25 protein-coding genes are annotated in these 19,506 nt (G+C 68.1%); 12 read left to right on the forward strand and 13 right to left on the reverse strand.

What is annotated here, in order from left to right; all coding sequences use genetic code 11:
• Positions 1-29: 29 nt before the first annotated feature.
• Positions 30-497, forward strand: a complete 468-nt coding sequence (locus tag ACFWUU_RS14250) for an NUDIX domain-containing protein (protein WP_380175727.1) — start codon at positions 30-32, stop codon at positions 495-497.
• Here the strand turns inward: ACFWUU_RS14250 and ACFWUU_RS14255 are convergent.
• Positions 462-1,208, reverse strand: coding sequence for an SAM-dependent methyltransferase (locus ACFWUU_RS14255; protein WP_380175729.1), 747 nt, complete (start codon positions 1,206-1,208; stop codon positions 462-464). The two genes, ACFWUU_RS14250 and ACFWUU_RS14255, sit on opposite strands and share 36 nt — an antisense overlap.
• A gap of 90 nt (positions 1,209-1,298) precedes the next feature.
• Between ACFWUU_RS14255 and ACFWUU_RS14260 the strand changes: the two genes are divergently transcribed.
• The 3 genes from ACFWUU_RS14260 to ACFWUU_RS14270 are packed head-to-tail and all read left to right on the forward strand — an operon-like array spanning position 1,299 to position 3,976.
• Positions 1,299-1,730, forward strand: coding sequence for a MarR family winged helix-turn-helix transcriptional regulator (locus tag ACFWUU_RS14260; RefSeq protein ID WP_380175731.1), 432 nt, complete (start codon positions 1,299-1,301; stop codon positions 1,728-1,730).
• Positions 1,727-3,403, forward strand: coding sequence for an MFS transporter (locus ACFWUU_RS14265; RefSeq protein WP_380175733.1), 1,677 nt, complete (start codon positions 1,727-1,729; stop codon positions 3,401-3,403). The genes ACFWUU_RS14260 and ACFWUU_RS14265 overlap by 4 nt, the downstream gene beginning before the upstream one ends.
• Positions 3,404-3,418: 15 nt before the next feature.
• Complete coding sequence (locus ACFWUU_RS14270) at positions 3,419-3,976, forward strand: cysteine hydrolase family protein (protein ID WP_380175735.1); 558 nt, start codon at positions 3,419-3,421, stop codon at positions 3,974-3,976.
• On the opposite strand, the gene ACFWUU_RS14275 is transcribed toward ACFWUU_RS14270, so the two are convergent.
• Positions 3,973-4,800, reverse strand: coding sequence for a phosphotransferase (locus ACFWUU_RS14275; RefSeq protein ID WP_380175737.1), 828 nt, complete (start codon positions 4,798-4,800; stop codon positions 3,973-3,975). The two genes, ACFWUU_RS14270 and ACFWUU_RS14275, sit on opposite strands and share 4 nt — an antisense overlap.
• A gap of 70 nt (positions 4,801-4,870) precedes the next feature.
• Here ACFWUU_RS14275 and ACFWUU_RS14280 point away from each other — a divergent pair, with 70 nt between their 5' ends.
• Complete coding sequence (locus tag ACFWUU_RS14280; RefSeq protein WP_380175739.1) at positions 4,871-5,803, forward strand: aldo/keto reductase; 933 nt, start codon at positions 4,871-4,873, stop codon at positions 5,801-5,803.
• A gap of 6 nt (positions 5,804-5,809) precedes the next feature.
• Here the strand turns inward: ACFWUU_RS14280 and ACFWUU_RS14285 are convergent, their stop codons facing one another.
• The 3 genes from ACFWUU_RS14285 to ACFWUU_RS14295 are packed head-to-tail and all read right to left on the reverse strand — an operon-like array spanning position 5,810 to position 7,658.
• Positions 5,810-6,358 carry an isochorismatase family protein gene (locus tag ACFWUU_RS14285; protein ID WP_137255350.1) on the reverse strand — a complete coding sequence of 183 codons (549 nt, stop codon included), beginning with the start codon at positions 6,356-6,358 and terminating at the stop codon, positions 5,810-5,812.
• A gap of 59 nt (positions 6,359-6,417) precedes the next feature.
• Positions 6,418-6,708 (reverse strand): DUF1905 domain-containing protein, encoded by a 291-nt coding sequence (locus ACFWUU_RS14290; RefSeq protein WP_380175741.1) that lies wholly within the window; start codon positions 6,706-6,708, stop codon positions 6,418-6,420.
• The gene (locus ACFWUU_RS14295) at positions 6,708-7,658 is read right to left on the reverse strand and encodes a helix-turn-helix transcriptional regulator (protein WP_380175743.1); all 951 of its coding nucleotides are present in this window, start codon (positions 7,656-7,658) and stop codon (positions 6,708-6,710) included. Before ACFWUU_RS14295 ends, ACFWUU_RS14290 begins: the two co-directional genes overlap by 1 nt.
• 108 nt (positions 7,659-7,766) lie before the next feature.
• On the opposite strand from ACFWUU_RS14295, the gene ACFWUU_RS14300 reads away from it, so the two are divergent.
• Positions 7,767-8,714, forward strand: a complete 948-nt coding sequence (locus ACFWUU_RS14300) for a helix-turn-helix transcriptional regulator (RefSeq protein WP_380175745.1) — start codon at positions 7,767-7,769, stop codon at positions 8,712-8,714.
• On the opposite strand, the gene ACFWUU_RS14305 is transcribed toward ACFWUU_RS14300, so the two are convergent.
• Entirely contained in the window at positions 8,696-9,130 is a 435-nt protein-coding gene (locus ACFWUU_RS14305) for a GNAT family N-acetyltransferase (RefSeq protein WP_137255346.1), read from the reverse strand. The two genes, ACFWUU_RS14300 and ACFWUU_RS14305, sit on opposite strands and share 19 nt — an antisense overlap.
• Positions 9,131-9,225: 95 nt before the next feature.
• On the opposite strand from ACFWUU_RS14305, the gene ACFWUU_RS14310 reads away from it, so the two are divergent.
• A complete protein-coding gene (locus ACFWUU_RS14310) occupies positions 9,226-10,140 on the forward strand; it encodes a toxin-antitoxin system, toxin component (RefSeq protein ID WP_380175747.1) in 915 nt (304 codons plus the stop codon).
• Positions 10,141-10,144: 4 nt separating this feature from the next.
• Here ACFWUU_RS14310 and ACFWUU_RS14315 read toward each other — a convergent pair whose 3' ends face one another.
• Positions 10,145-10,570 (reverse strand): nucleoside deaminase, encoded by a 426-nt coding sequence (locus ACFWUU_RS14315; RefSeq protein WP_380175749.1) that lies wholly within the window; start codon positions 10,568-10,570, stop codon positions 10,145-10,147.
• Positions 10,560-11,393, reverse strand: a complete 834-nt coding sequence (locus tag ACFWUU_RS14320) for an LLM class flavin-dependent oxidoreductase (RefSeq protein ID WP_380175751.1) — start codon at positions 11,391-11,393, stop codon at positions 10,560-10,562. The genes ACFWUU_RS14315 and ACFWUU_RS14320 overlap by 11 nt, the downstream gene beginning before the upstream one ends.
• 93 nt (positions 11,394-11,486) lie before the next feature.
• Between ACFWUU_RS14320 and ACFWUU_RS14325 the strand changes: the two genes are divergently transcribed.
• Genes ACFWUU_RS14325 through ACFWUU_RS14335 form a run of 3 tightly spaced genes read left to right on the forward strand, consistent with a single transcriptional unit; the run spans position 11,487 to position 13,579 of the window.
• Positions 11,487-11,954: an Lrp/AsnC family transcriptional regulator gene (locus tag ACFWUU_RS14325; protein ID WP_380175753.1), complete on the forward strand. Its 468-nt coding sequence runs from the start codon at positions 11,487-11,489 to the stop codon at positions 11,952-11,954.
• 12 nt (positions 11,955-11,966) lie between these two features.
• Complete coding sequence (locus tag ACFWUU_RS14330) at positions 11,967-12,806, forward strand: hypothetical protein (protein ID WP_380175755.1); 840 nt, start codon at positions 11,967-11,969, stop codon at positions 12,804-12,806.
• Positions 12,803-13,579, forward strand: a complete 777-nt coding sequence (locus tag ACFWUU_RS14335; protein ID WP_380175757.1) for an SDR family oxidoreductase — start codon at positions 12,803-12,805, stop codon at positions 13,577-13,579. Before ACFWUU_RS14330 ends, ACFWUU_RS14335 begins: the two co-directional genes overlap by 4 nt.
• Before the next feature lie 22 nt (positions 13,580-13,601).
• Here ACFWUU_RS14335 and ACFWUU_RS14340 read toward each other — a convergent pair whose 3' ends face one another.
• From ACFWUU_RS14340 to ACFWUU_RS14350, 3 genes are all read right to left on the reverse strand, one after another.
• A complete protein-coding gene (locus ACFWUU_RS14340; RefSeq protein WP_380175759.1) occupies positions 13,602-14,099 on the reverse strand; it encodes a MarR family transcriptional regulator in 498 nt (165 codons plus the stop codon).
• A 68-nt stretch (positions 14,100-14,167) separates the two neighbouring features.
• Complete coding sequence (locus ACFWUU_RS14345; RefSeq protein ID WP_380175760.1) at positions 14,168-14,596, reverse strand: OsmC family protein; 429 nt, start codon at positions 14,594-14,596, stop codon at positions 14,168-14,170.
• 30 nt (positions 14,597-14,626) lie between these two features.
• Positions 14,627-15,277, reverse strand: coding sequence for an SDR family oxidoreductase (locus ACFWUU_RS14350; protein WP_380175762.1), 651 nt, complete (start codon positions 15,275-15,277; stop codon positions 14,627-14,629).
• A gap of 17 nt (positions 15,278-15,294) precedes the next feature.
• Between ACFWUU_RS14350 and ACFWUU_RS14355 the strand changes: the two genes are divergently transcribed.
• Positions 15,295-16,074 carry an alpha/beta fold hydrolase gene (locus tag ACFWUU_RS14355; RefSeq protein WP_380175764.1) on the forward strand — a complete coding sequence of 260 codons (780 nt, stop codon included), beginning with the start codon at positions 15,295-15,297 and terminating at the stop codon, positions 16,072-16,074.
• Here ACFWUU_RS14355 and ACFWUU_RS14360 read toward each other — a convergent pair.
• The gene (locus ACFWUU_RS14360) at positions 16,042-17,958 is read right to left on the reverse strand and encodes a propionyl-CoA synthetase (RefSeq protein ID WP_380175766.1); all 1,917 of its coding nucleotides are present in this window, start codon (positions 17,956-17,958) and stop codon (positions 16,042-16,044) included. The genes ACFWUU_RS14355 and ACFWUU_RS14360 overlap by 33 nt on opposite strands.
• A 17-nt stretch (positions 17,959-17,975) precedes the next feature.
• Here ACFWUU_RS14360 and ACFWUU_RS14365 point away from each other — a divergent pair, with 17 nt between their 5' ends.
• Positions 17,976-18,896: a threonine/serine dehydratase gene (locus ACFWUU_RS14365; RefSeq protein WP_380175769.1), complete on the forward strand. Its 921-nt coding sequence runs from the start codon at positions 17,976-17,978 to the stop codon at positions 18,894-18,896.
• Here ACFWUU_RS14365 and ACFWUU_RS14370 read toward each other — a convergent pair.
• Complete coding sequence (locus tag ACFWUU_RS14370) at positions 18,889-19,494, reverse strand: rhomboid family intramembrane serine protease (protein ID WP_380175771.1); 606 nt, start codon at positions 19,492-19,494, stop codon at positions 18,889-18,891. The genes ACFWUU_RS14365 and ACFWUU_RS14370 overlap by 8 nt on opposite strands.
• Positions 19,495-19,506 lie beyond the last annotated feature (12 nt).

Consider the following 19,506-nt stretch of genomic DNA (forward strand, 5'->3'; position numbering starts at 1 on the left):
GTCGGTGGCGGCGACCACACTGCTACTCCATGAAGATCCCACGAGGTGCAGCGGTCGTTCTTGAGGGCGGCAAGGTCCTGGTTGTGAAGCGCTACCTGCGCCTCGAGAGCTCCGCCGAGTGCGTGATGTGCGAGTACGCCGACGCTCCCGGGCCGCAGTATGACGGCCATCGGTACGCCGTGCTGCCGGGTGGTCACGTGGAGCCGGGTGAGTCTGCCGCAGCTGCTGCCATTCGCGAGCTCGAGGAGGAGACGACGCTCACCGCGACCGTCGATCGGTTGCTGTGGACGGGCACGCACAACGGTCGGCCGGCGTACTACTTCCTCGCGGCCGAGGTGAGCGGTGTACCGCGGCTTTCTGGCGATGAGGCAGTCGAGCATTGTCCGACCAATCATTTCGAATTGCGCTGGGTCGATCCACGAGACCTGGATGACATTTATCCGGCAGATCTACAAAGCCGGTTAATTGAGCTGGGCAACCAGTCGGGTCAGGCCTAGTAGGTTTCCCTGGTCGGTTTCTAGCATTTGTTCGTCGGGTTTGTAGCCGCGGCCTACCTTGGCGCAGGTTTTCAGCCAGAGGAGCCAGTCGGACCAGCCGTTCGGGAGGAAGTCGGCGGTTTGGATGGTGACCAGGTTCGTGCGGTGCCAGAGTTGGTGCCACCAGTCGGGTGGGAGCCAGGTGCACAGGTCGGGGCCCCAGCGGGATTCGAGGTACGGCGGGAGCCGGCCGGCAGGCGAGGTGCGGATGCCGGGGGCGATGACGCCCACTGTGCCGCCGGGGTGGAGGAACTGGGTGAGGTAGGCGAGGTAGTCGGCGCCGGTGCCGAAGTAGTTGAAGGCGCCGATGCTGACGATCGCGTCGAAGAAGTCGTGGGCGAACGGGAGTTTGTGCGCGTCGGACTGGATCGGGTGGACGCGGTCCGCGGCGCCGGCCTGCTGGATCCGGTGCCAGTTCTCGGTCGGGTCGACCCAGAGGTCGGTCGCCCAGACCTCCACGTCGTACTCGCGGGCGAAGAAGATCGACGTCAACGCCGTACCGCAGCCGAGGTCGAGCACTCGCATCCCGGGCTCCAGCGTCATCGCCTGCATCAGGCCCTCCGCACTCCACAGCGGATGCGGGCCCATGAGGTTGTCGACGATCCACTGCGGGTCATAGGTGCTCGAGCGCGGATAGCGGTCGACCACAAGCGCTTCGAGTGCTGACGGCATGGGGGCGACGATGCCATCGACCCGCACCCTCGACAACGGAGTTTCGACCCAGGTAGTTACGCAGAATTAATTAATGTACCGTTAGCATCTGTGACCACACCGGCTGAGGACGCAGCCGCGCTCCGGCTGATCGTGGGCCGTATCGCCCGCAAGCTCCGCGCCGCGAAGAACGTCGTAGGCGACCTGGCCCTTTCCGAGTCCTCTGTGCTGGCCCGGCTCGAGAGCGACGGTCCCGCCTCCCCCACGGCACTCGCCGAGCAGGAAGGTGTGCGCCCGCAGGCCATGGCAGTCACCCTCGCCGCCCTCGAGGAACGCGGACTGGTGAGCCGCGAGCCGCACGCGGAAGACCGCCGACGCGCGGTGATCGCGATGACGGCGGCGGGACGCAAGATGGCCGCGGACCGCCGTTCCGTCTCCGGCCAACGCCTGGCGACGGCCATCGAAGAAGAGTTCAACCAAGCCGAACGCCGCGAGCTGCACCAGTTGCTGACGCTGCTCGACCGGCTCTCGGAGCGGCTGTGACCACCCAGCAGGACATCAGCACGGACACCCGCTACAAATGGGTCGCGCTCTCGAACACCACGATGGGCGTCCTGATCGCGACGATGGACGCGTCGATCGTGATCATCTCGCTGCCGGCGATCTTCCGCGGCATCGGTCTCGACCCGCTTGCCCCCGGCAACATCGGCTACCTGCTCTGGATGATGCTCGGCTACATCCTCGTCTCCGCCGTACTGGTCGTCGCGCTCGGCCGGCTCGGCGACATGTTCGGCCGGGTCCGGATGTACAACCTCGGCTTCGCGATCTTCGCGTGTGCCTCGCTCGCCCTCTCACTCGATCCGCTCGCAGGCGGCGCCGGAGCGCTGTGGCTGATCGGCTTCCGCGTCGTCCAAGCCGTCGGCGGCTCGATGCTGACCGCGAACTCGGCGGCGATCCTCACCGACGCATTCCCGGCCGGGCAACGCGGGATGGCACTCGGCATCAACCAGATCTGCGCGCTGGCCGGCCAGTTCCTCGGCCTGCTCGCCGGCGGAGTACTCGCCACGATCGACTGGCGGGCGGTGTTCTGGGTCAGCGTCCCGATCGGTGTGGCCGGCACGATCTGGTCGTACCGGAGTCTGCGCGAGATCGGCGCCCGCCGACCCGGCCGCATCGACTGGATCGGCAACCTCACGTTCAGCGCCGGCGCCGGTGCCCTCCTCGCCGCGATCACCTACGGAATCCAGCCGTACGGCGGACATTCGACCGGCTGGACCAATCCGTGGGTCCTCGGCGGACTCGGCGGCGGAGTACTGCTGTTCGTCGCGTTCTGCATTGCCGAGACCCGGGTGGCTGAGCCGATGTTCCAACTCCGCCTGTTCCGGATCCGCGCATTCGCCGCCGGGAATCTCGCCTCGCTGCTGACCGCGATCTCCCGCGGCGGCCTGCAATTCATGCTCATCATCTGGCTGCAGGGGATCTGGCTGCCCCTGCACGGCTACGACTTCGAACGTACGCCGCTGTGGGCCGGCATCTTCATGCTGCCGCTGACCGTCGGCTTCCTGATCGGCGGCCCGACCTCCGGCTACCTGTCCGACCGCTTCGGCGCCCGACTGTTCTCGACAACCGGGCTGGTCTTGGTCGCCGGCACGTTCGTCGGACTGCTGGCATTGCCGGTCAACTTCTCGTACCCCGCCTTCGCCGCGCTGCTGCTGGTCAGCGGGCTCGGTCAGGGCATGTTCTCCGCCCCGAACACGTCGTCGATCATGGGCAGCGTGCCGCCCGACCAGCGCGGCGTCGCCTCCGGCATGCGCTCGACGTTCCAGAACTCCGGTACGGCGCTGTCGATCGGGCTGTTCTTCTCGCTGATGATCTCCGGCCTGGCCGGATCGCTCCCGGACGCACTGAGCAGCGGACTGCGAGCCCAAGGCGTACCCGAGGGCATCGCCGCGCAGGTCGCGGGCCTGCCGCCGGTGAGCACGCTGTTCGCGACGTTCCTCGGCAAGAACCCGATCAGCCACCTGCTCGGGCCGAGCGGCGTACTCGACGTACTGCCGGCTCACAACGTGCAGGTCCTGACCGGGACGCGCTTCTTCCCTGAACTGGTGTCCGGGCCGTTTCACCACGGGCTCGTCACCGTCTTCGCCGCAGCCACGGTAATGACCCTCGTCGCCGCCACGGCCTCGGCATTGCGCGGCCGCCACCACAAAGCCTGAAAGGGACTGCAAAATATGGCGAACACAGCTCTTCTCGTGATGGACGTACAGCAGGTGATCGTGGATCGCATCGCCGACGGGACCGACTACCTGGTCGGTCTCCGTCGGGCGATCGACGCCGCGCACGCAGCTCAGATCCCGGTGATCTATGTGGTCGTCGGTTTCCGGGCCGGCCATCCGGAGATCAGCGCCCGCAACAGGTCGTTCAGCGCGATCTCCAGCGGCCTCGGGATGGCGCAGGACGATCCGAACGTCGCGATCCACCCGGACGTCGCCCCGCTGGCCGGCGACATCGTGGTCACGAAGAAGCGGGTCAGTGCCTTCACGGGCAGCGATCTGGACGTCGTGCTCAGGTCCGGCGATATCGACAGTCTCGTCCTGACCGGGTTGGCCACCAGCGGCGTCGTACTGTCCACGCTGCGCCAGGCCGCCGACCTGGACTTCCGGCTGACCGTTCTCGAAGACGGTTGTGGCGACTCTGACCCCGAGGTCCACCGCGTGCTCACCGAGAAGGTGTTCCCGCGGCAGGCCGACGTCGTGTCCATCGACGAGTGGATCACAAACGTCGGCTAGCCGATGGCTTCCGCGATCATGCGGTGGCCCTGTTGCTCGAACGGCTCGTCGCCGACCTGGTAGGCCCAGACGCAGGTGTTGACGGCCTCGCGGAGCTGGGCGCGGTGCCAGACGTCCGGCTCGCGCGGGTCCTCGCCGTAGCCGTTCAGGAAGGCAGTCTCCAGCTCCGGGTTCGAGCGGAACTGCTGCGCGGCGAGCCGGGCGAGGTCCGTGTACGCCGGGCGTAGGTCGGCCCGGCCGAAGTCGATGACGCGGATGGTGCCGTTGTCGGTGAGCCAGTTGCGCGGCTGCCAGTCGCCGTGCGTCGGCACGAGGATCGCCGGCGGCGTCGGCCAACCGGCGATCTCGGCTCGCAGACGCTCGGTCAGATCGGGCGCGATCCGATGCGGCTTGCCGAGGTACGTGAGCGTCCGCTGGTTCTCACGCGATTCGTAAGTGTCGTCCGGTACGGCGGATTGCTGGTGGAACTGCGCCAGCAATTCACCGGCCTCGCGGTACGTCGCAGGCGCCCATTCGGCAGGCGAGCCCTCGACCAACTCCCCCGGCAGGAACCGCGTCAAGAGAAGCTTGGAGTCGTCGTCGGCGTTGACGAGCTGGGGCGCCCTCCCCCGCGAGGTCCACGGCGTCAACCAGTTGCGGTGGGCCCGTATCTCGCGCACGAGATGATGGTCGGCCACGTCGCCGGCCTTCGCGATGTAGCGCTCGCCGTTCAGCGTGAGCTCGAGCACGAGGGTGCCGATCAGGCCCCAGCTGTGGTCCTTGACCAGCTCGGCCGACGGCAGCCAGGTGTCGAGCAGAACTTGTTGTCTGTCCGTGAGTCCCACGCGCGCAGAATAACGCAGAAAAGTGCTGAGAATAGTGGACGAATGTCCTTCGAGGATTTATCCTGGCCGAATGCAGAATTCACAGGTAAATACGTCTCTACCATTAAACGTATCATCAGGAATTGCGGAAAGCAAGTCCGCCGAATTCTGGCAGCTCGGGGATGTTGCGGTACGGCGGATCGGGTTCGGCGCGAAGCGGCTCGCCGGGCCTGGCCGGGATGGAGCGGATGTCCGGGAGCGAGCCGTCGCGTTGCTGCGGCATGCGGTCGAGCTCGGCGTGAACCACGTCGACACCGCGGCGTTCTATCCGAGCCACGGCGGTGTGGGGCAGACGTCGTTCGAGAGCCTGGACTGGGCGAACGACGTGATCCGGCGGGCGCTCGTGCCGTACCCGGAGGAGTTCGTGCTCGCGACGAAGGTCGGACCCACGAAGGACAGGTTGGCGCGGCCGGACGAGTTGCCGGCGCTGGTGGAGCGCGATCTGCGCGCGCTCGGGGTGGACACGCTGGATCTCGTCAATCTGCGGCTGCACGGGGTGAAGTCGATCGCCGAGCATTTCGGCGTACTCGCTGAACTGCAGGCGAAGGGGATGATTCGGCAGCTGGGTGTGTCGAATGTGCGGGTGGAGCAGCTTCATGAGGCGCGTGGGATTGCGCCGGTGGTTGCGGTGCAGAACAGGTACAGCGTCGGATTCGGGCGGGTGAATGACGAGATCCTGGGGGTGTGCGGCGAGCTGGGGATCGCGTTCGTACCGTTCTTCACCCTGACGGCGGAGTCACGCGAGGCCGGTGGGGTGCCCGAGTCCGCGGCCGTGCAGGAGGTCGCGACGCGCCACGGCGCGACGCCCGCACAGATCCGCCTGGCCTGGACCCTCAGCCGAGGCCATCACGTCCTCACCATCCCCGGCACCTCAAGTCGCCAACACCTCGAGGAGAACCTGCTGGCAGCCGACCTCACCCTCTCCCCCGAAGACCTCACCACCCTCGACGCGATCACCGACTGAGCAACCTCAGAAGCTGACCTCGTCGGTGTTCTGTACGGCGGCGGTGCGGCCGGGGGCTCGGTGGTACTGCCAGTAGAGGTTGGTGTGGGCGATGACCTTGTCAGGGGTCGGAGCGCCGTACTCGGAGAGGTTCTCGGTGGTGTGGGCGTCGCCGACCAGGGTGACGTCGTAGCCGCGGGTGATGGCGCCGTGGATGGTGGAGCGGATGCACTCGTCGGTCTGGGCGCCGCTCACGATCAGGTGGCCGATGCCGGCGCGCGCCAGGACGTCTTCGAGGTCGGTGGCCTCGAAGGAGTCGGGGAACGTCTTGTGGACAAGAGCCTCCGAGCCGTCACGGGACAGCTCCGGGACGAACTGCCACTGATCGCTGTCCTTGACGAGGTTGTCGCTCGAGTGCTGGACCCACACGACCGGCACCCCGCCCGCGCGGGCCTTGCCGACGAGCGTGTTGATGTTCGCGACGACCTGGTCGCGCTCGTGTGCCTCGGCGACGACACCGTTCTGTACGTCGACCACCAACAAGGCCGTGTTCGGCCGATCAGCCAGCGTTGACATGCGCCCTACCTCCCCATCGTGGATGTACGGCGAAACGCTAGACCCACCCGCCGACAGTTTCAGGTCCGCAACCGCAACCGCACCGTCGGCACGTCGCCGTCGTCGAGATCCTCGGCCCGCCGCACCGACGCCTTCACCGGCAGCAGGTACCGCCCGTCCTTCGGAAACATCGACGTGTCCCACGCCGTCGCGCCGATCTCCGCGACGACCGGGATCATCCCCCACCCGTAACTGACGAAGCTCGACTCCGCCTCGAAGCACGCACACTCCTCGTCCGGCACCGTGATGAAGTACCACGGCGCCGGCCCCCGCCAGTACCAGATCTCCCCGGCGAACTCGACCTCGGTCATCAAGCCTCCAGGGTGCTCGCGGCGAGCAGACGTTGACCCAGGGCTTGGGAGGCGGCCTGGATTTCGGGGCTGCCGAGGATGCGGTACGGGGCTTGGATCGCGGTGAGGTGGGCGGCGTACCAGTCAGGCTCGTCGGTGCTGGCCAGGAGGCGGGTGTGGGTGTCGTCGATCGGCTCCAGGCGGCCCATCGAGCGTGGGATCCAGCAGGCGGCGTCGGCGCGAGGGGCGTCGATCAGGACCTCGATGGGGTACTTCCAGCCCATCGCCAGGTGTTCCTCGACGGCGGCCAGCGGGTCCAGGTCGGGCGGTGGCGTGAAGTCCTGGGTCAGCGGCTCGACCTTGGTGACCTTGTCCACGCGGAGGACGCGTTGGGAGTCCTTGGCGTGCGACCAGCACAGCAGGTACCAGCGGCCTCGGCGTACGACGACTGCCCAGGGATCGACCTCCATCGGCCATTCGTCGTGGTGACGGCGGTAGTGGATCCGGACCTGGCGGCATTCCGTGCTGTACGACACGAGCGCGGCCGTGATCTCGGGCTCCGGCGTACGGACGCCTGGATCGGGACCGCGGGCGCTGACACGGCGGACGGCGTCCGTCGAGCGGGCGATCTGCTCCGGGAGCACGCGGATGATCTTGCCGAGCGCGTTCTCGACCGGGTCCGCGGTGCCGCGGGGTCCTTCCAGCACCGCCATCACCAGGCCGAGCGCCTCGGTCGTGCTGAACATCAGCGGGGGCAGGCGCAGTCCGCGGCCGACGCGGTAACCGCCGTACGGGCCGCGGACGGACTCGATCGGGATGTCGGCCTCGCGCAGGATCGCGACGTACCGGCGGGCGGCTCGTTCGGAGACGCCGAGCTTGTCGCCGAGCTGGTCGGCGGTGATGCCGGGGCTGTTCTGGATCAGCTCCAGGACCATCAGGGTCCGGGCTGTCGGGCTCACGTCGTACGCCATCGCTCACCATTCCGGAAGGTGTCCGTCCGGAACTGAGGCTAGCGGGCGCCGCCGACAAAAAGACAGTAGTGCTCACGAGATGAGCAGTTTGTCTGCGACGATCGAACTGTGCGGGCAGATCGGTTGGTGGCGGTGTTGTTGCTCATGCAGGCCCGCGGCCGCGTGACGGCGGCCGACGTCGCGCAGGAGCTGGAGATCTCGGTCGCGACCGCGCGACGCGATCTCGAAGCGTTGTCGACGGCCGGCATCCCGGTTTATCCACAGCCCGGCCGCAACGGCGGCTGGCAACTGGTCGGCGGTGCCCGGACCGATCTGAGCGGACTGACGGCTGCGGAAGCACAAGCGCTGTTCCTGCTCGTCGGTCCTGCGGCGTCGATCGCGCCGGAGGCGAAGGCGGCGCTGCGCAAGCTGGTACGCGCGCTGCCCGACACCTTCCGCGAGCACGCCCAGGCCGCGGCCGCGGCAGTCGTGATCGACCCGGCCCGCTGGGGCGCGCACGTGAAGGAGCGCCCGGAGTTGGTCAGCAGCCTCCAAGATGCCGTCGTACGCCGGAACCGGGTGCGACTCGTCTACTCGGGCCGCGGGCACGAGCCGTCCGAGCGCATCGTCGATCCGCTCGGGCTCGTCGACAAGGACGACGTCTGGTACCTGATCGCCTGGACCGATCGGGGCCAGCGCACGTTCCGGATCGATCGCGTGGTGGCGGCCCAGACGACGGACGAGACGTTCGAACGACCGGACGGCTTCGACCTGTCGACCGCCTGGGGCGACATCGTCGAGCGGATGGAGGAACGGCGATCGGGGCTGACGGCAACCGTTCTGATGGACCAGCGGCACGTCTGGGTGATGCAGGACCGCCTCGGACGCAACTGCACGGTCGACGGGACGGACGGCGAGCGGGTCCGATTGAAGATCACGGCACCCACTCCCCTGATGATCGCCCAGGAGCTGGCCGGCTGGGGCGGGTCGATCGACGTACTCGACCCGCCGTCAGTGCAGGCCGAACTGGCGCGGCTCGGGCGCGAGCTGACCGACCGCTACAGCGGGATCAGGTAGAGGATGAAGCCGCGGTTCTCGGCGACCTGGTCGTAGAGCCGACGTGCGGTCGCGTTGCTCTCGTGCGTCGACCAGTAGACCCGGCCGCAGCCTTGCTCGCGGGCCCAGTCCGTGACTGCCGCGATCAGCGCCCGCGCCGCGCCCTTGCCGCGTGCCTCGGGGGCGGTGAACAGGTCTTGCAGGTAGCACGAGTCCGGTGCCGTCGTACTCGCGTGCGTGAGGAAGTGCGTGATCCCGACGAGCTGTCCGTCCAGCCGGGCGCCGAGCGCGTGGATCTCGGTGTCCTGCTGGAATCTGGTCCACGCCTGATCGAAGAATTCGTCCGGCATGGTTCGCCCGTAGAACTCGTTGTAGCCGGCGAACAGTTCCTGCCAGGTGTCACGGTCGGTAGAGGTCAGCGGGCCGATGGTGAGCATGCGGCGCATAGTGGCATATGAACGGCTGGATGGACCATCGGTGTGAGTAAGGTGCCATGGTTCAGCGTGTCCCGACCAAGCCTCAGGAACGATTCGTGACCACATCCCCTCCCCAGCCGCCGCAGAACCCGTACCCAGGTCAGCCGGCCGGCTACGGTCCGCCGCCGCAGCAGTTCCCGCAATACACGCAGCCCGACCAGCAGCAGCCCCAGCAGCCTGGTCAGTACCCGGGCCAGCAGCAGTACCCAGGTCAGCAGCAGCAGCAGTTCCACGGCCAGCCCTACCAGCAGGCGCCGCAGCCGGGGCAGTACCCGCAGGGCCAGTACCCGGGCCAGCAGCAGCCGCAGTTCGGCCAGTCGTTCCCGCAGCAGGGCGCTCAGCAGTCGTTCGCGCCGCAGGGCCAGATGACCTGCCGGTTCTGTGGCGGCTACCCGGCGGTCGAGGCGACCGTGCGCGGTCACCAGGGCCTGATCATCCTGATGCGGTTCCTGAAGCTGCAAGGCCCGTTCTGCCGGACCTGCGGGATCGCGTCGGTCCGCGACATGACCTCGAAGAGCCTGTGGCAGGGCTGGTGGGGTGTCGGCTCGTCGATCATCAACCCGATCACGATGCTGCTGAACATCGGCCCGATGCAGAAGTTCAAGAGCCTGCCGGAGCCGCAGCCGGGCCCGGGCCGGCCGATGGACCCGGGCAAGCCGCTGTTCCAGCGTCCGGCGATCCTGATGCTGCTGGTGCCGGTCGTAGTGATCGGGCTGATCGTGTTCGCGAACCTGAACTCGACGGAGGCGAAGGCCAATGTCGGCGCGTGCGTGGTCAACAACGGCACCTCGAGCAGCCCGGACGTGAAGGTCGTCGACTGCACGTCGTCCGACGCCGAGTACAAGATCGTCGGCAAGATCGACGACTCGACCGACGACAGCCAGTGCGACCAGTTCGAGGGCGCCGAGGCGTCGTACGTCTACGAGCAGGGCTCGACGAAGTACACGCTCTGCCTCACCCCGGTGAAGTAGTCGCTCAGACGTAGTACCCGTCCACCGGCACGCGCGCCTCGTCGTACAGCGCAGGTCCTTCCTGCGGTACGGCGGGGAAGCTGCCGGTGGACTTCAGCCCGTCGAGCTGCTCGCCGGACAGCGCGTAGACCACCCGGCCGAGCCCGGAGCGGGCGAGCGCACCAGCACACATCCCGCACGGCTGGCAGCTGGTATACATGGTCGTGCCGGCCGCGTCCTCGGGCGACAGGTGCTGCGCGGCCCAGACCGCGAGCTTCAGCTCCGGGTGGAAGCTGATGTTGCCTTCGCTGATCGTCGTGTTGTGGTCCTCGGCCAGCACGCTCCCGTCCGCCCCGACGAGCAGCGAGCCGAACGGCGGGTCGCCGCCCTCGCGCGCGGCCGCGGCCAATGCGATCGCGCGGCGCAGGAATCCTTCTGCTTCAGGTGTCACGTCGTCTCCAAGACTCTGTAGTTGTCGCCAGCGCCTGCCAGGCCGTCTCGGCCGGGTCACCTTCGAACGGATCGAGTACGACGCTCTGCGCGCCGAGCTCCCGCAGCACGTCGAGATCATTCATCACCTGCTGCACCGATCCTTCACCCGCGACCCGCTTGTCGTCGGGCAACGGCTCGTCGGTGAGCCGGAGCAGGATCCGCGGCGCGAACCCGGGAACCGGCTGGTCGAGCGACGCCGCCATGGTCCGCAGCCGGTCCAGCCCGTCGCGCATCTGATCGATCCGTTGCCGCAGCGGATGCCACGCCGTACCAAACCGTATGGTACGGCGGAGGGCTGCGGGACTCGCGCCGCCGATCCAGATCGGGATGTTGCCGACGCCGTAGTCGTCCGTGTCGGCCCACACGCGGCGGAGCTCGGCCAGCAGCTCGTCCGTGTCCCGTCCACGCCGGCCATGCTCAGCGCCGAGAGCTTCGAACTCCTGCCGCGCCCAGCCGGCCCCGACGCCGAGCACGAGCCTGCCGCCGCTGAACTCGTTGAGGTTCGCCGCCATCCTTGCCACCAGCAACGGATGCCGGTACGGCGCGATCAGCACGGTCGTGCCGAGCCGGACTCGCTCGGTGATGCCGGCCAGCCAGCTCAGCGTGGTGAACGGCTCGTAGAACGGCGCCGGGTACTGCTCCGCCACATCCGGCGTGATCACCACATGGTCGGACACCATCAGCAGGTCGTACCCGAGCCCTTCGACCACGCGCGCCCAGTCCCGCAAGCGCGCCGGATTCGTCCCCGTGCCGAAGTTCGGCACGTTCACTCCAAGTTCCACGCCCTCAGGCTATCCAGGCAGCTGGTCGGTTCTGAAGAGATTCCTCCCGGCGTACGACGCCTTGCGCCGGGGAATCGCCGGTAGATTTGGCGTGTGACCGAGACTCTCGATTCGACCGACTGGGCGATCCTCAGCGAACTGCAGGAGGACGCGAGGATCTCGCTGACCGAGCTCGGCCGGCGCGTCAGTCTGAGCGCATCGGCGACCACCGAGCGGGTACGCCGCCTGGAGTCGATCGGTGTCATCACCGGCTACCGCGCCGAGGTCGACCTGACCAAGGTCGGCTACCCGGTGCTGGCCGTCGTCCGGCTGAAGTACCCGGGCAACAAGCACGAGCCGCTGCACCGGCTGCTGGCCGAGCGGCGCGAGGTCCTCGAGTGCCTGCGCACGACCGGCGACGACTGCTACACGTTGAAGGTCGCGGCGGCCTCGATGCCGCATCTGGAGGAGCTCGTCAACGAGCTGACCGACTTCGGGAGTACGACGACCAACCTGGTCTACTCGCAGACGCAGCGGTACCGCGGACCGGAAAAGCCGGTGACCGAGGCCCTCCGCGAATGAGAGCGTTGCCCGGTGCTGACCGTCCTGGGCATCGACGTCTCCCCCGACCTGCTGGAGCGATGGGTCGACTGGCTCGCACCCGACGAGCAGCCGTTCTTCGTCACGAAGAAGCAGGCGACCGCGTGGAAGCTCGAGCCCGACGATCGCGAGCCGACGCCGCAGGACCGTGACACCTACCTGATCTACAACGTCGACCGCCAGGCGGCTCGAACCGCCTGGTTGGGCGCCGGGCAGTTCCAGGAGTTGCCTCGGGCGGATCGTGCGCGGCTGGTGCGTGCGCAGTTCACCTACGGGCGAGGCGCAGTCCCCAGCGTGCGGCGGTGGTCGCCGATCCTCGGGCCGGAGCTCAAGCAGCAGGCTGACGGGCACCGTTTCGTCTGGTGGAAGTCGCTGCTCACCGATCCGAAGGCGGTTCTCCCGGAGATCGTGAGTGAGGACCTTGGACCGAGTCGGCATGCGGAGGTCCGCACCTGGCCGCGGCAGTTTGAGCGGGTGCGGGAGTTGGCGGGCACGTTTCCGGGTGGGAGCGGGCCGAACTGCTTCGGGACGGTGATGGCGGCCTGTGGAGTTGAGGGCGCGGAGGACGTGTGGATGCTGCGCGAGCCGTTCGAGGACTGGCTTGCGAATCACACCGAGCGTGGCGGGCGCGACGACGTACCCGGCACGGTGTTCGTCTGGCGCGACACGGCGTTGCGGGTCCAGCACGCGGCGCTGACCATCGGCGACGGGTGGATGTTGCACAAGCCGTCGCAGTCGTGGATGACGCCGAGGAAGATCCGGTCTGTCGGGGAGGTTAAACGCGCGACGCGGACTGCCGGGTGGCGGCTGGAGCGGCATAGAGTTGTGGGGTGAGGTTGCTCGTCACTGGGGCCACTGGTCTCCTGGGGCGACAACTCCTGCGCTCTGCCGAGCATGACGTCGTGCCGGCGTACCACTCGGAGCGGGTGCCGGGCGGAGTACAGCTCGACGTACGGCGGCGGGACCAGGTGCGGGACGTGATCCGCAGCGTCCGCCCGGACGGGATCATCCACACCGCCTACCGGCAAGACGACTGGGCGACGACGGCGATCGGCGCGGTCAACGTCGCGCTGGCTGCGGATGGGGCGCGCCTCGTGTTCGTGTCGAGCGATGCGGTCTTCGGTCCGCGCAAAACGGCGTACCACGAGCACGAGCGGCCGTGCCCGATCACGCCGTACGGCGCGGCGAAGGCGGCCGCGGAGACGGCGATCAGCGCGATCAAGCCGGGTGCGGTCATCGCGCGTACGTCGATCATCGTCGGCTCGGACGGCCGGTCCGAAGAGGAGCAGCGGGTACGACGGCTGACCGCCGGCGAGCCTGGTGCGTTCTACACCGGCAACATCCGCTGCCCGATCCATGTCGCCGACCTCGCGTCGGCGCTACTCGAGCTGCTGATGTCCGACGTCAACGGCATCACGCATGTCGCCGGTCCAGAGGCACTCAGCCGGCTCGAACTCGGTCAGCTCATCGCGATCCGCGACGGCCTCAACCCGGAGGCGCTCCCGTCGATCCCCGGTGAACCGTCGGAGATCCAGCTGGACAGCCGCCAGACCCAGGCCGTGCTCACGACCCGCATCCGCCCAGCCAGCGAGTTCCTAACCGCCTGACCGCTCGGCCGGCGACCGGCCGTCAGCGAGGGCCGGCCGAGGACTGGCCGTCAGCGGGGCCAGCCGAGGGCTGGCTGTTTGAGCGGTTGGGTAGCAGGTCGCGCGCGAGTTGCTCCAGAGCCTGCGAGACCTCGGCGACGCGCGCCGGATCGTCCGTGCCGAGGGCTGAGGCGAGTGCGGGCTCGATCGTGGTGGCGCGGACCTGAGCCAGCCGGTCCGAGGCATCGGGTGCCTGACTCACCAAGGCGCGCCGACGGTCGGCAGGGTCGGTCGTGGTGATGACCGACCCTGCCTCCTTCAGCCGCGCGATCGCCGTCGACACCTGGCTCTGCGGCAGACCGGTACGCGCAGCGATCTCCCCCACCGCGCTCTCCGGATGCCCGGCGATATCGCTCGCGACGATAAGCACCATCCGCGCGCTCCCGGCGTACTTCGCGGCACCGTCCGTCGGCTCCGGCAACGCGTCCTCGCCGATCTTCATCAGCGCCCGCCCGAGCAGGAAGAGCTCCACACCGTTCACGGCCAGGAACCTACATCAACTCAGATACATCTCGACAGATGTATCTGACCAGGCGTTACGCCAGCTCCTCAGTCGTTCACGGTCGTGGTGATCGGCGAACCGAGCTCGACCGTGCGGCTGACCGTGCAGAGCCGATCGTGTGACATCTTCACCGCGCGCGGCAGCGCCTCACGCGCCTTGTCACCGTCCTCGCCGTCGGGGAAGTGCACGACGAACTCGACCGCGAGGTTCTCCATCCGGTTGCCCTCCTCGGGGTCCCGGACCTTGTCCCCGCGCACGACCGCGCTGAACTCGGTCGGCTCCGCGCGGCGGCTGACGACGACGTCGACGTCGATCGCCGAGCAGGTCCCGATCGCGGCCAGCAGGAGCTCCACCGGGGTGAAGTCGGTTTCCGCGCCGCCGGAGCCGACCCGGATCGTGCCGCCCCGGGCGTTACGCACCTCGTAGCTGCTGTTCGCGACGCGCTCGAAGGTCACCTGGCGCAGTGTGTCTGCCATATCCGTCACATTCTGTTGCTTGTGGCAACTTCAGAGGGAGTTGAGTGCCTCACTCACCGGGGTCTCTCCGGCGATGAGCTCCAGGGTCCGGCCGATCGCGGCCGGGGTGTCACAGAGGCCGGCCAGTACCAGCGCGACATCGTCGCGGGTGACCCGGCCGTTCCCGGTCTTGTCGGCGAGATAGACCAGCCCGGTGCCGGGGTCGTTGGTCAGACCGCCCGGCCGCAGGATCGTCCAGTCCAGGTCCCGGGACCGCAGGTCCTCCTCGGCCGCCCACTTGGCCTTCAGGTAGATCGTGAAGGTCTCGTCGTCGGTCAGCGAGTCGGCCCGGTCCGCGCCCATCGAGCCGACCTGGATATGACGCCGTACGCCGGCCTGCTGGGCCGCCTCCGCGAACAGGGCGGCCGCACCGCGGTCGACCGTGTCCTTACGCGCGTTCCCGCTGCCCGGACCGGCGCCCGCCGAGAAGATCGCGACGTCCGCGCCGGCCAGTACCTTGGCGACGGCACCCGCGTCGGCCTGCTCGAGGTCGAGTACGGCGGCCTGCCCGCCGGCGGCCGCGATATCGGCCTCGTGGTCCGGGTTGCGGACCAGCCCGACCACCTCGTGACCGTCACCGCTCAGCAGCTTCGTCAGCCGCAGCGCGATCTGTCCGTGTCCACCCGCAATGACGACTCGCATACCCGCAGACTATCTCTGTGCCACACGCATCAACCATTGACGGGACCCGGATCGCCTACCAAGTTCGGGGCGAGGGGCAACCACTTGTGCTGCTCGCGGGGCAGTCGAACAACCACACGTGGTGGGATCCGATCCTCTCCGACTTCGAGGCGCACCGGCTGATCACCCTCGACTGGCGAGGGACGGGCGAGAGCGACAAGCCGGACGAGGTCTACAGCACGCGTGGGTTCGCCGACGATGTGGTCGCGGTGCTCGATGACCTAGGCCTCGACAGCGCACATGTCTACGGGACGTCGATGGGCGGACGGGTCGCGCAGTGGCTGGCGATCAACCATCCCGAGCGCGTCAACGCCTTGGTCCTCGGCTGCACCTCGCCCGGCGCGGCACATGGTTACGAGCGCAGTCAGGAGATCCGCAAGGCGCTGGCTGATCCAGCGCGGACCGATCAGGTGCTGCTCGAGTTGATGTACACCCCGGCGTGGCTCGCCCAGAACCCCGGTCCGTACTACGTGCTCGGCGATACGAGCATGCCGTCGTACGCCAAGGGCAGGCATCTGGTTGCCAGCAACAAGCACGACGCCTGGGACGGTCTCCCGAGGATCACGGCGCCGACCCTGATCCTGCACGGATCGGATGACATCTTCAGCCCGGCCGCCAACGCGCAACTGCTGGCCGACCGCATCCCCGGAGCGCGTGCCGAGCTGATCGCGGGCGCTCGGCACGCCTACTTCCACGAGTTCCGGTCAGTGGCCAGTCCTGCTGTCCTATCCTTCCTGCGCACGCAGGACCGGGCGTAGAGCGTCCAGTACGGCGGGATCCTCGATCGTCGACGGCACCGGCTCGTCCCGCCCGTCCGCGATCCCGCGCATCGTCCGCCGCAGGATCTTGCCCGACCGGGTCTTCGGCAGCGCGTCCACGATCGAAACATCCCGGAACGCCGCCACCGGCCCGATCTCCCGCCGTACCGCGGCCACCAGTTCGTCCCGCAGCGTCTCCTCGCTCACCGTCGAACCGGCCTTCAGTACGACGAGCGCCCGCGGCAACTGCCCCTTCAACGGATCGTGTACGCCGATCACCGCACACTCCGCGACGGCGGGATTCGCCGCGACGACGGCCTCGATCGAGCCGGTCGACAACCGGTGTCCGGCCACGTTGATCACATCGTCGGTGCGGCCCATCACGAAGATGTACCCGTCCTCGTCGATGAACCCGCCGTCGCCGGTCAGGTAGTACCCGTCGTACTCCTTCAGGTAGCTGTCGACGTAGCGCTGGTCGTCACCCCACAGCGTCGGCAACGCGCCCGGCGGCAACGGCAGCTTGATCGTGATCGCGCCTTCCTGCTGCGGCAGCAGTTCCTTGCCGTACGCGTCGAGGATCTGCACGTTCCACCCCGGCATCGGTACGGTCGCCGACCCCGGCTTGGTCGGCAGCGGCTCGAGTCCGCGCGGATTGGCCGCGATCGCCCAGCCGGTCTCGGTCTGCCACCAGTGGTCCACCACCGGTACGCCGAGGTGCTCGTGCGCCCAGTGATACGTCTCCGGGTCGAGCCGCTCCCCCGCCAGGAACAACGTCCGGAACGTGCCCAGCGAGTACTTCGCCAGCTCGGTCGCCTCCGGATCGACCTTCTTGATCGCGCGGATTGCGGTCGGGGCGGTGAAGAGCGCCTTGACGCCGTGCTCGGAGATCACCCGCCAGAACGCGCCCGCATCCGGCGTACCGACCGGCTTGCCTTCGTACAGCACGGTGGTCGCGCCGACGAGGAGTGGGGCGTAGACGATGTACGAGTGGCCGACGACCCAACCGACGTCGGAGGCGGTCCACCAGACGTCGCCCGGGCCGATGTCGTACACGTTGCGCATGGTCCAGGCGAGTGCGACGGCATGGCCTCCGTTGTCGCGGACGACTCCCTTCGGCTTCCCTGTCGTACCGGAGGTGTAGAGGATGTAGAGCGGATCGGTCGCGGCTACCTGGACCGGGTCGGCCGGGTCGGCCTTCGCTGTCAGCTCGGTCCAGTCGAGATCGTGGTCCCCGAGGTGGGCGAGGGCCTGCGGGCGTTGGAGGACGATCGTGTGCTCGGGCTGGTGCTGCGCGATTGTCAGCGCCTCGTCGATGATCGGCTTGTACTCGACGATCCGGGTCGGCTCGATCCCGCAGGACGCCGCCACGATCACCTTCGGCTCGGCGTCGTCGATGCGGGCGGCCAGCTCGCGCGGGGCGAAGCCGCCGAAGACCACCGAGTGGATCGCGCCGAGGCGGGCGCAGGCGAGCATCGCGACTACTGCTTCCGGGACCATCGGCATGTAGACGATGACCCGGTCGCCCTTCTCGACCCCGAGCGAGCGCAAAGCACCCGCGAAGGTGGCTACCTCGTCCCGGAGCTGCGTGTAGGTGTACGTGCGACCGGTGCCGGTGACCGGGGAGTCGTAGATCAGCGCGATGCGATCGCCGTCGCCTGCTTCTACGTGTCGGTCCAGGGCGTTGTACGACGTGTTCAGCACGCCCTCGGGATACCAGCGGTAGATCGGGGCGTCGGTCGCGTCGATGGCCCGGGTCGGTGGACGCGTCCAGGAGATCGCCTCGGCTGCCTCAAGCCAGAACCCGTGCGGGTCGTCCAGGCTCCGCCGGTAGCTCTCGTCGTACGCGCCCATGTGGATGGCCTCCGTCGGTCGGCTGTTCTCCATCGTGGCAGGGTTGAGCCATGACGGTAAGCCTCGAGGACGTGCAGCAGGCGGCAGAGCGGATCGCGGAACGGGTACGCCGTACTCCGGTGATCGAGGTCGCCCCCGGCCTCACGTTCAAGCTCGAACTGCTCCAGCACACCGGCTCGTTCAAGCCGCGCGGCGCGTTCAACCGGCTGCTCAGCGCCAAGGACAGCGGCGAACTGACCGGCCAGGGCATCGTCGCCGCGTCGGGCGGCAACCACGGTCTCGCAGCGGCGTACGCGGCCCGGGAGCTCGGCGTACCGGCGCGGATCTTCGTCCCGGAGACGACCCCTGCGGCGAAGCTCAACAAACTGCGGACGCTCGACGCGGACGTAGTACAGGTCGGGAGCGAGTACGCCGAGGCGTACCAGGCGGCGCTCGCTGCACAGGCCGAGTCGGGTGCGCTGCTCGTCCACGCCTACGACCAGCCGGAGGTGGTCGTAGGCCAAGGCACGGTCGGCCTCGAGCTCCTCGAACAGGCAGGGATGTTCGACACCGTCCTCGTCGCCGTCGGCGGAGGCGGCCTGATCGCCGGCATCGCCACCGCGATCGGAGACAACGCCCAGGTAGTCGGCGTAGAGCCCGTCCTCGCCTCCGCCATGCACCGCGCCCTCCGAGCCGGCCAACCCACCGACGGGCCGGTCGCCGGCGTTGCAGCCGACTCCCTCGGTGCCCGCCGACTGGGAGACCTAGCCTTCACCGCAGTCCAGGGCCATCACGTGCAGTCCGTCCTCGTCGAAGACGAAGCGATCGCGGCCGCGCGCAAGCAGCTCTGGCAGGACTACCACCTGGCCACCGAGCACGGCGGCGCAACGGCGTACGCGGCCCTGCTCTCCAGCGCCTACAAACCAGCTGCCGGCGAGCGGGTCGTCGTCGTGGTCTGCGGCTCGAACACAGACCCGAGCACCCTTATTTAGCGCGCTGCTTGTCGTCCGACAGCACCCAGGCGGCAATCACGCCGGCAATACCGCCGAACAGATGCCCCTGCCACGAGATCCCGTCCTGCGGCAGCAGACCGCCGAACAGCGCACTGCCCCACACCATGATCACCACGATCCCGATCAGCACCTGACCGAGCCGCCGGTTGAACAGCCCGCGCAGGATCAGGTACGACGCATAGCCGAACACCAGCCCGCTCGCGCCGATCGTGATCGTGTTCGGCGGTGAGATCAGCCAAGTCCCGAAGCCGCCGATCACCACCACGATCGCGGTCACGGCGAACAACCGGGCCGCGCCGCTGATCGCGATGATCGCGCCGAGCGTGACCAGCGGCAGCGTGTTCGAGATCAGGTGGCCGAAGCCGAGGTGCAGGAACGGCGCGGTCAGGATGCCGATCAGACCGCGCGGTTCGCGGGAGATGATCCCGTACTGATCGAGCGACCCGTGGGTCGCGGTGTCGATGACCTCGCTGAGCCACATCAGCCCCACCAGCAGGGCGAGCAGCTTCAGCCCGCCACCGATCTTGGCAGTGTCCACGCTCCGTCCGGAGCGTTTCGCCGGAGTCTGCGAGCTCATGTCTCAACCATG

Origin of the sequence: Kribbella sp. NPDC058693 (genome assembly GCF_042715335.1) — a bacterium.
In the GTDB taxonomy this organism is placed as follows: Bacteria; Actinomycetota; Actinomycetes; order Propionibacteriales; family Kribbellaceae; genus Kribbella; species Kribbella jiaozuonensis.

Coding starts and splice junctions, on each gene's coding strand:
- ACFWUU_RS14250 (WP_380175727.1), top strand. CDS start 30: ATGAAGATCCCACGAGGTGCAGCGGTCGTTCTTGAGGGCGGCAAGGTC.
- ACFWUU_RS14255 (WP_380175729.1), bottom strand. CDS start 1,208: ATGCCGTCAGCACTCGAAGCGCTTGTGGTCGACCGCTATCCGCGCTCG.
- ACFWUU_RS14270 (WP_380175735.1), top strand. CDS start 3,419: ATGGCGAACACAGCTCTTCTCGTGATGGACGTACAGCAGGTGATCGTG.
- ACFWUU_RS14280 (WP_380175739.1), top strand. CDS start 4,871: ATGCAGAATTCACAGGTAAATACGTCTCTACCATTAAACGTATCATCA.
- ACFWUU_RS14285 (WP_137255350.1), bottom strand. CDS start 6,358: ATGTCAACGCTGGCTGATCGGCCGAACACGGCCTTGTTGGTGGTCGAC.
- ACFWUU_RS14290 (WP_380175741.1), bottom strand. CDS start 6,708: ATGACCGAGGTCGAGTTCGCCGGGGAGATCTGGTACTGGCGGGGGCCG.
- ACFWUU_RS14295 (WP_380175743.1), bottom strand. CDS start 7,658: ATGGCGTACGACGTGAGCCCGACAGCCCGGACCCTGATGGTCCTGGAG.
- ACFWUU_RS14305 (WP_137255346.1), bottom strand. CDS start 9,130: ATGCTCACCATCGGCCCGCTGACCTCTACCGACCGTGACACCTGGCAG.
- ACFWUU_RS14345 (WP_380175760.1), bottom strand. CDS start 14,596: ATGGCAGACACACTGCGCCAGGTGACCTTCGAGCGCGTCGCGAACAGC.
- ACFWUU_RS14350 (WP_380175762.1), bottom strand. CDS start 15,277: ATGCGAGTCGTCATTGCGGGTGGACACGGACAGATCGCGCTGCGGCTG.
- ACFWUU_RS14360 (WP_380175766.1), bottom strand. CDS start 17,958: ATGGAGAACAGCCGACCGACGGAGGCCATCCACATGGGCGCGTACGAC.
- ACFWUU_RS14365 (WP_380175769.1), top strand. CDS start 17,976: ATGACGGTAAGCCTCGAGGACGTGCAGCAGGCGGCAGAGCGGATCGCG.
- ACFWUU_RS14370 (WP_380175771.1), bottom strand. CDS start 19,494: ATGAGCTCGCAGACTCCGGCGAAACGCTCCGGACGGAGCGTGGACACT.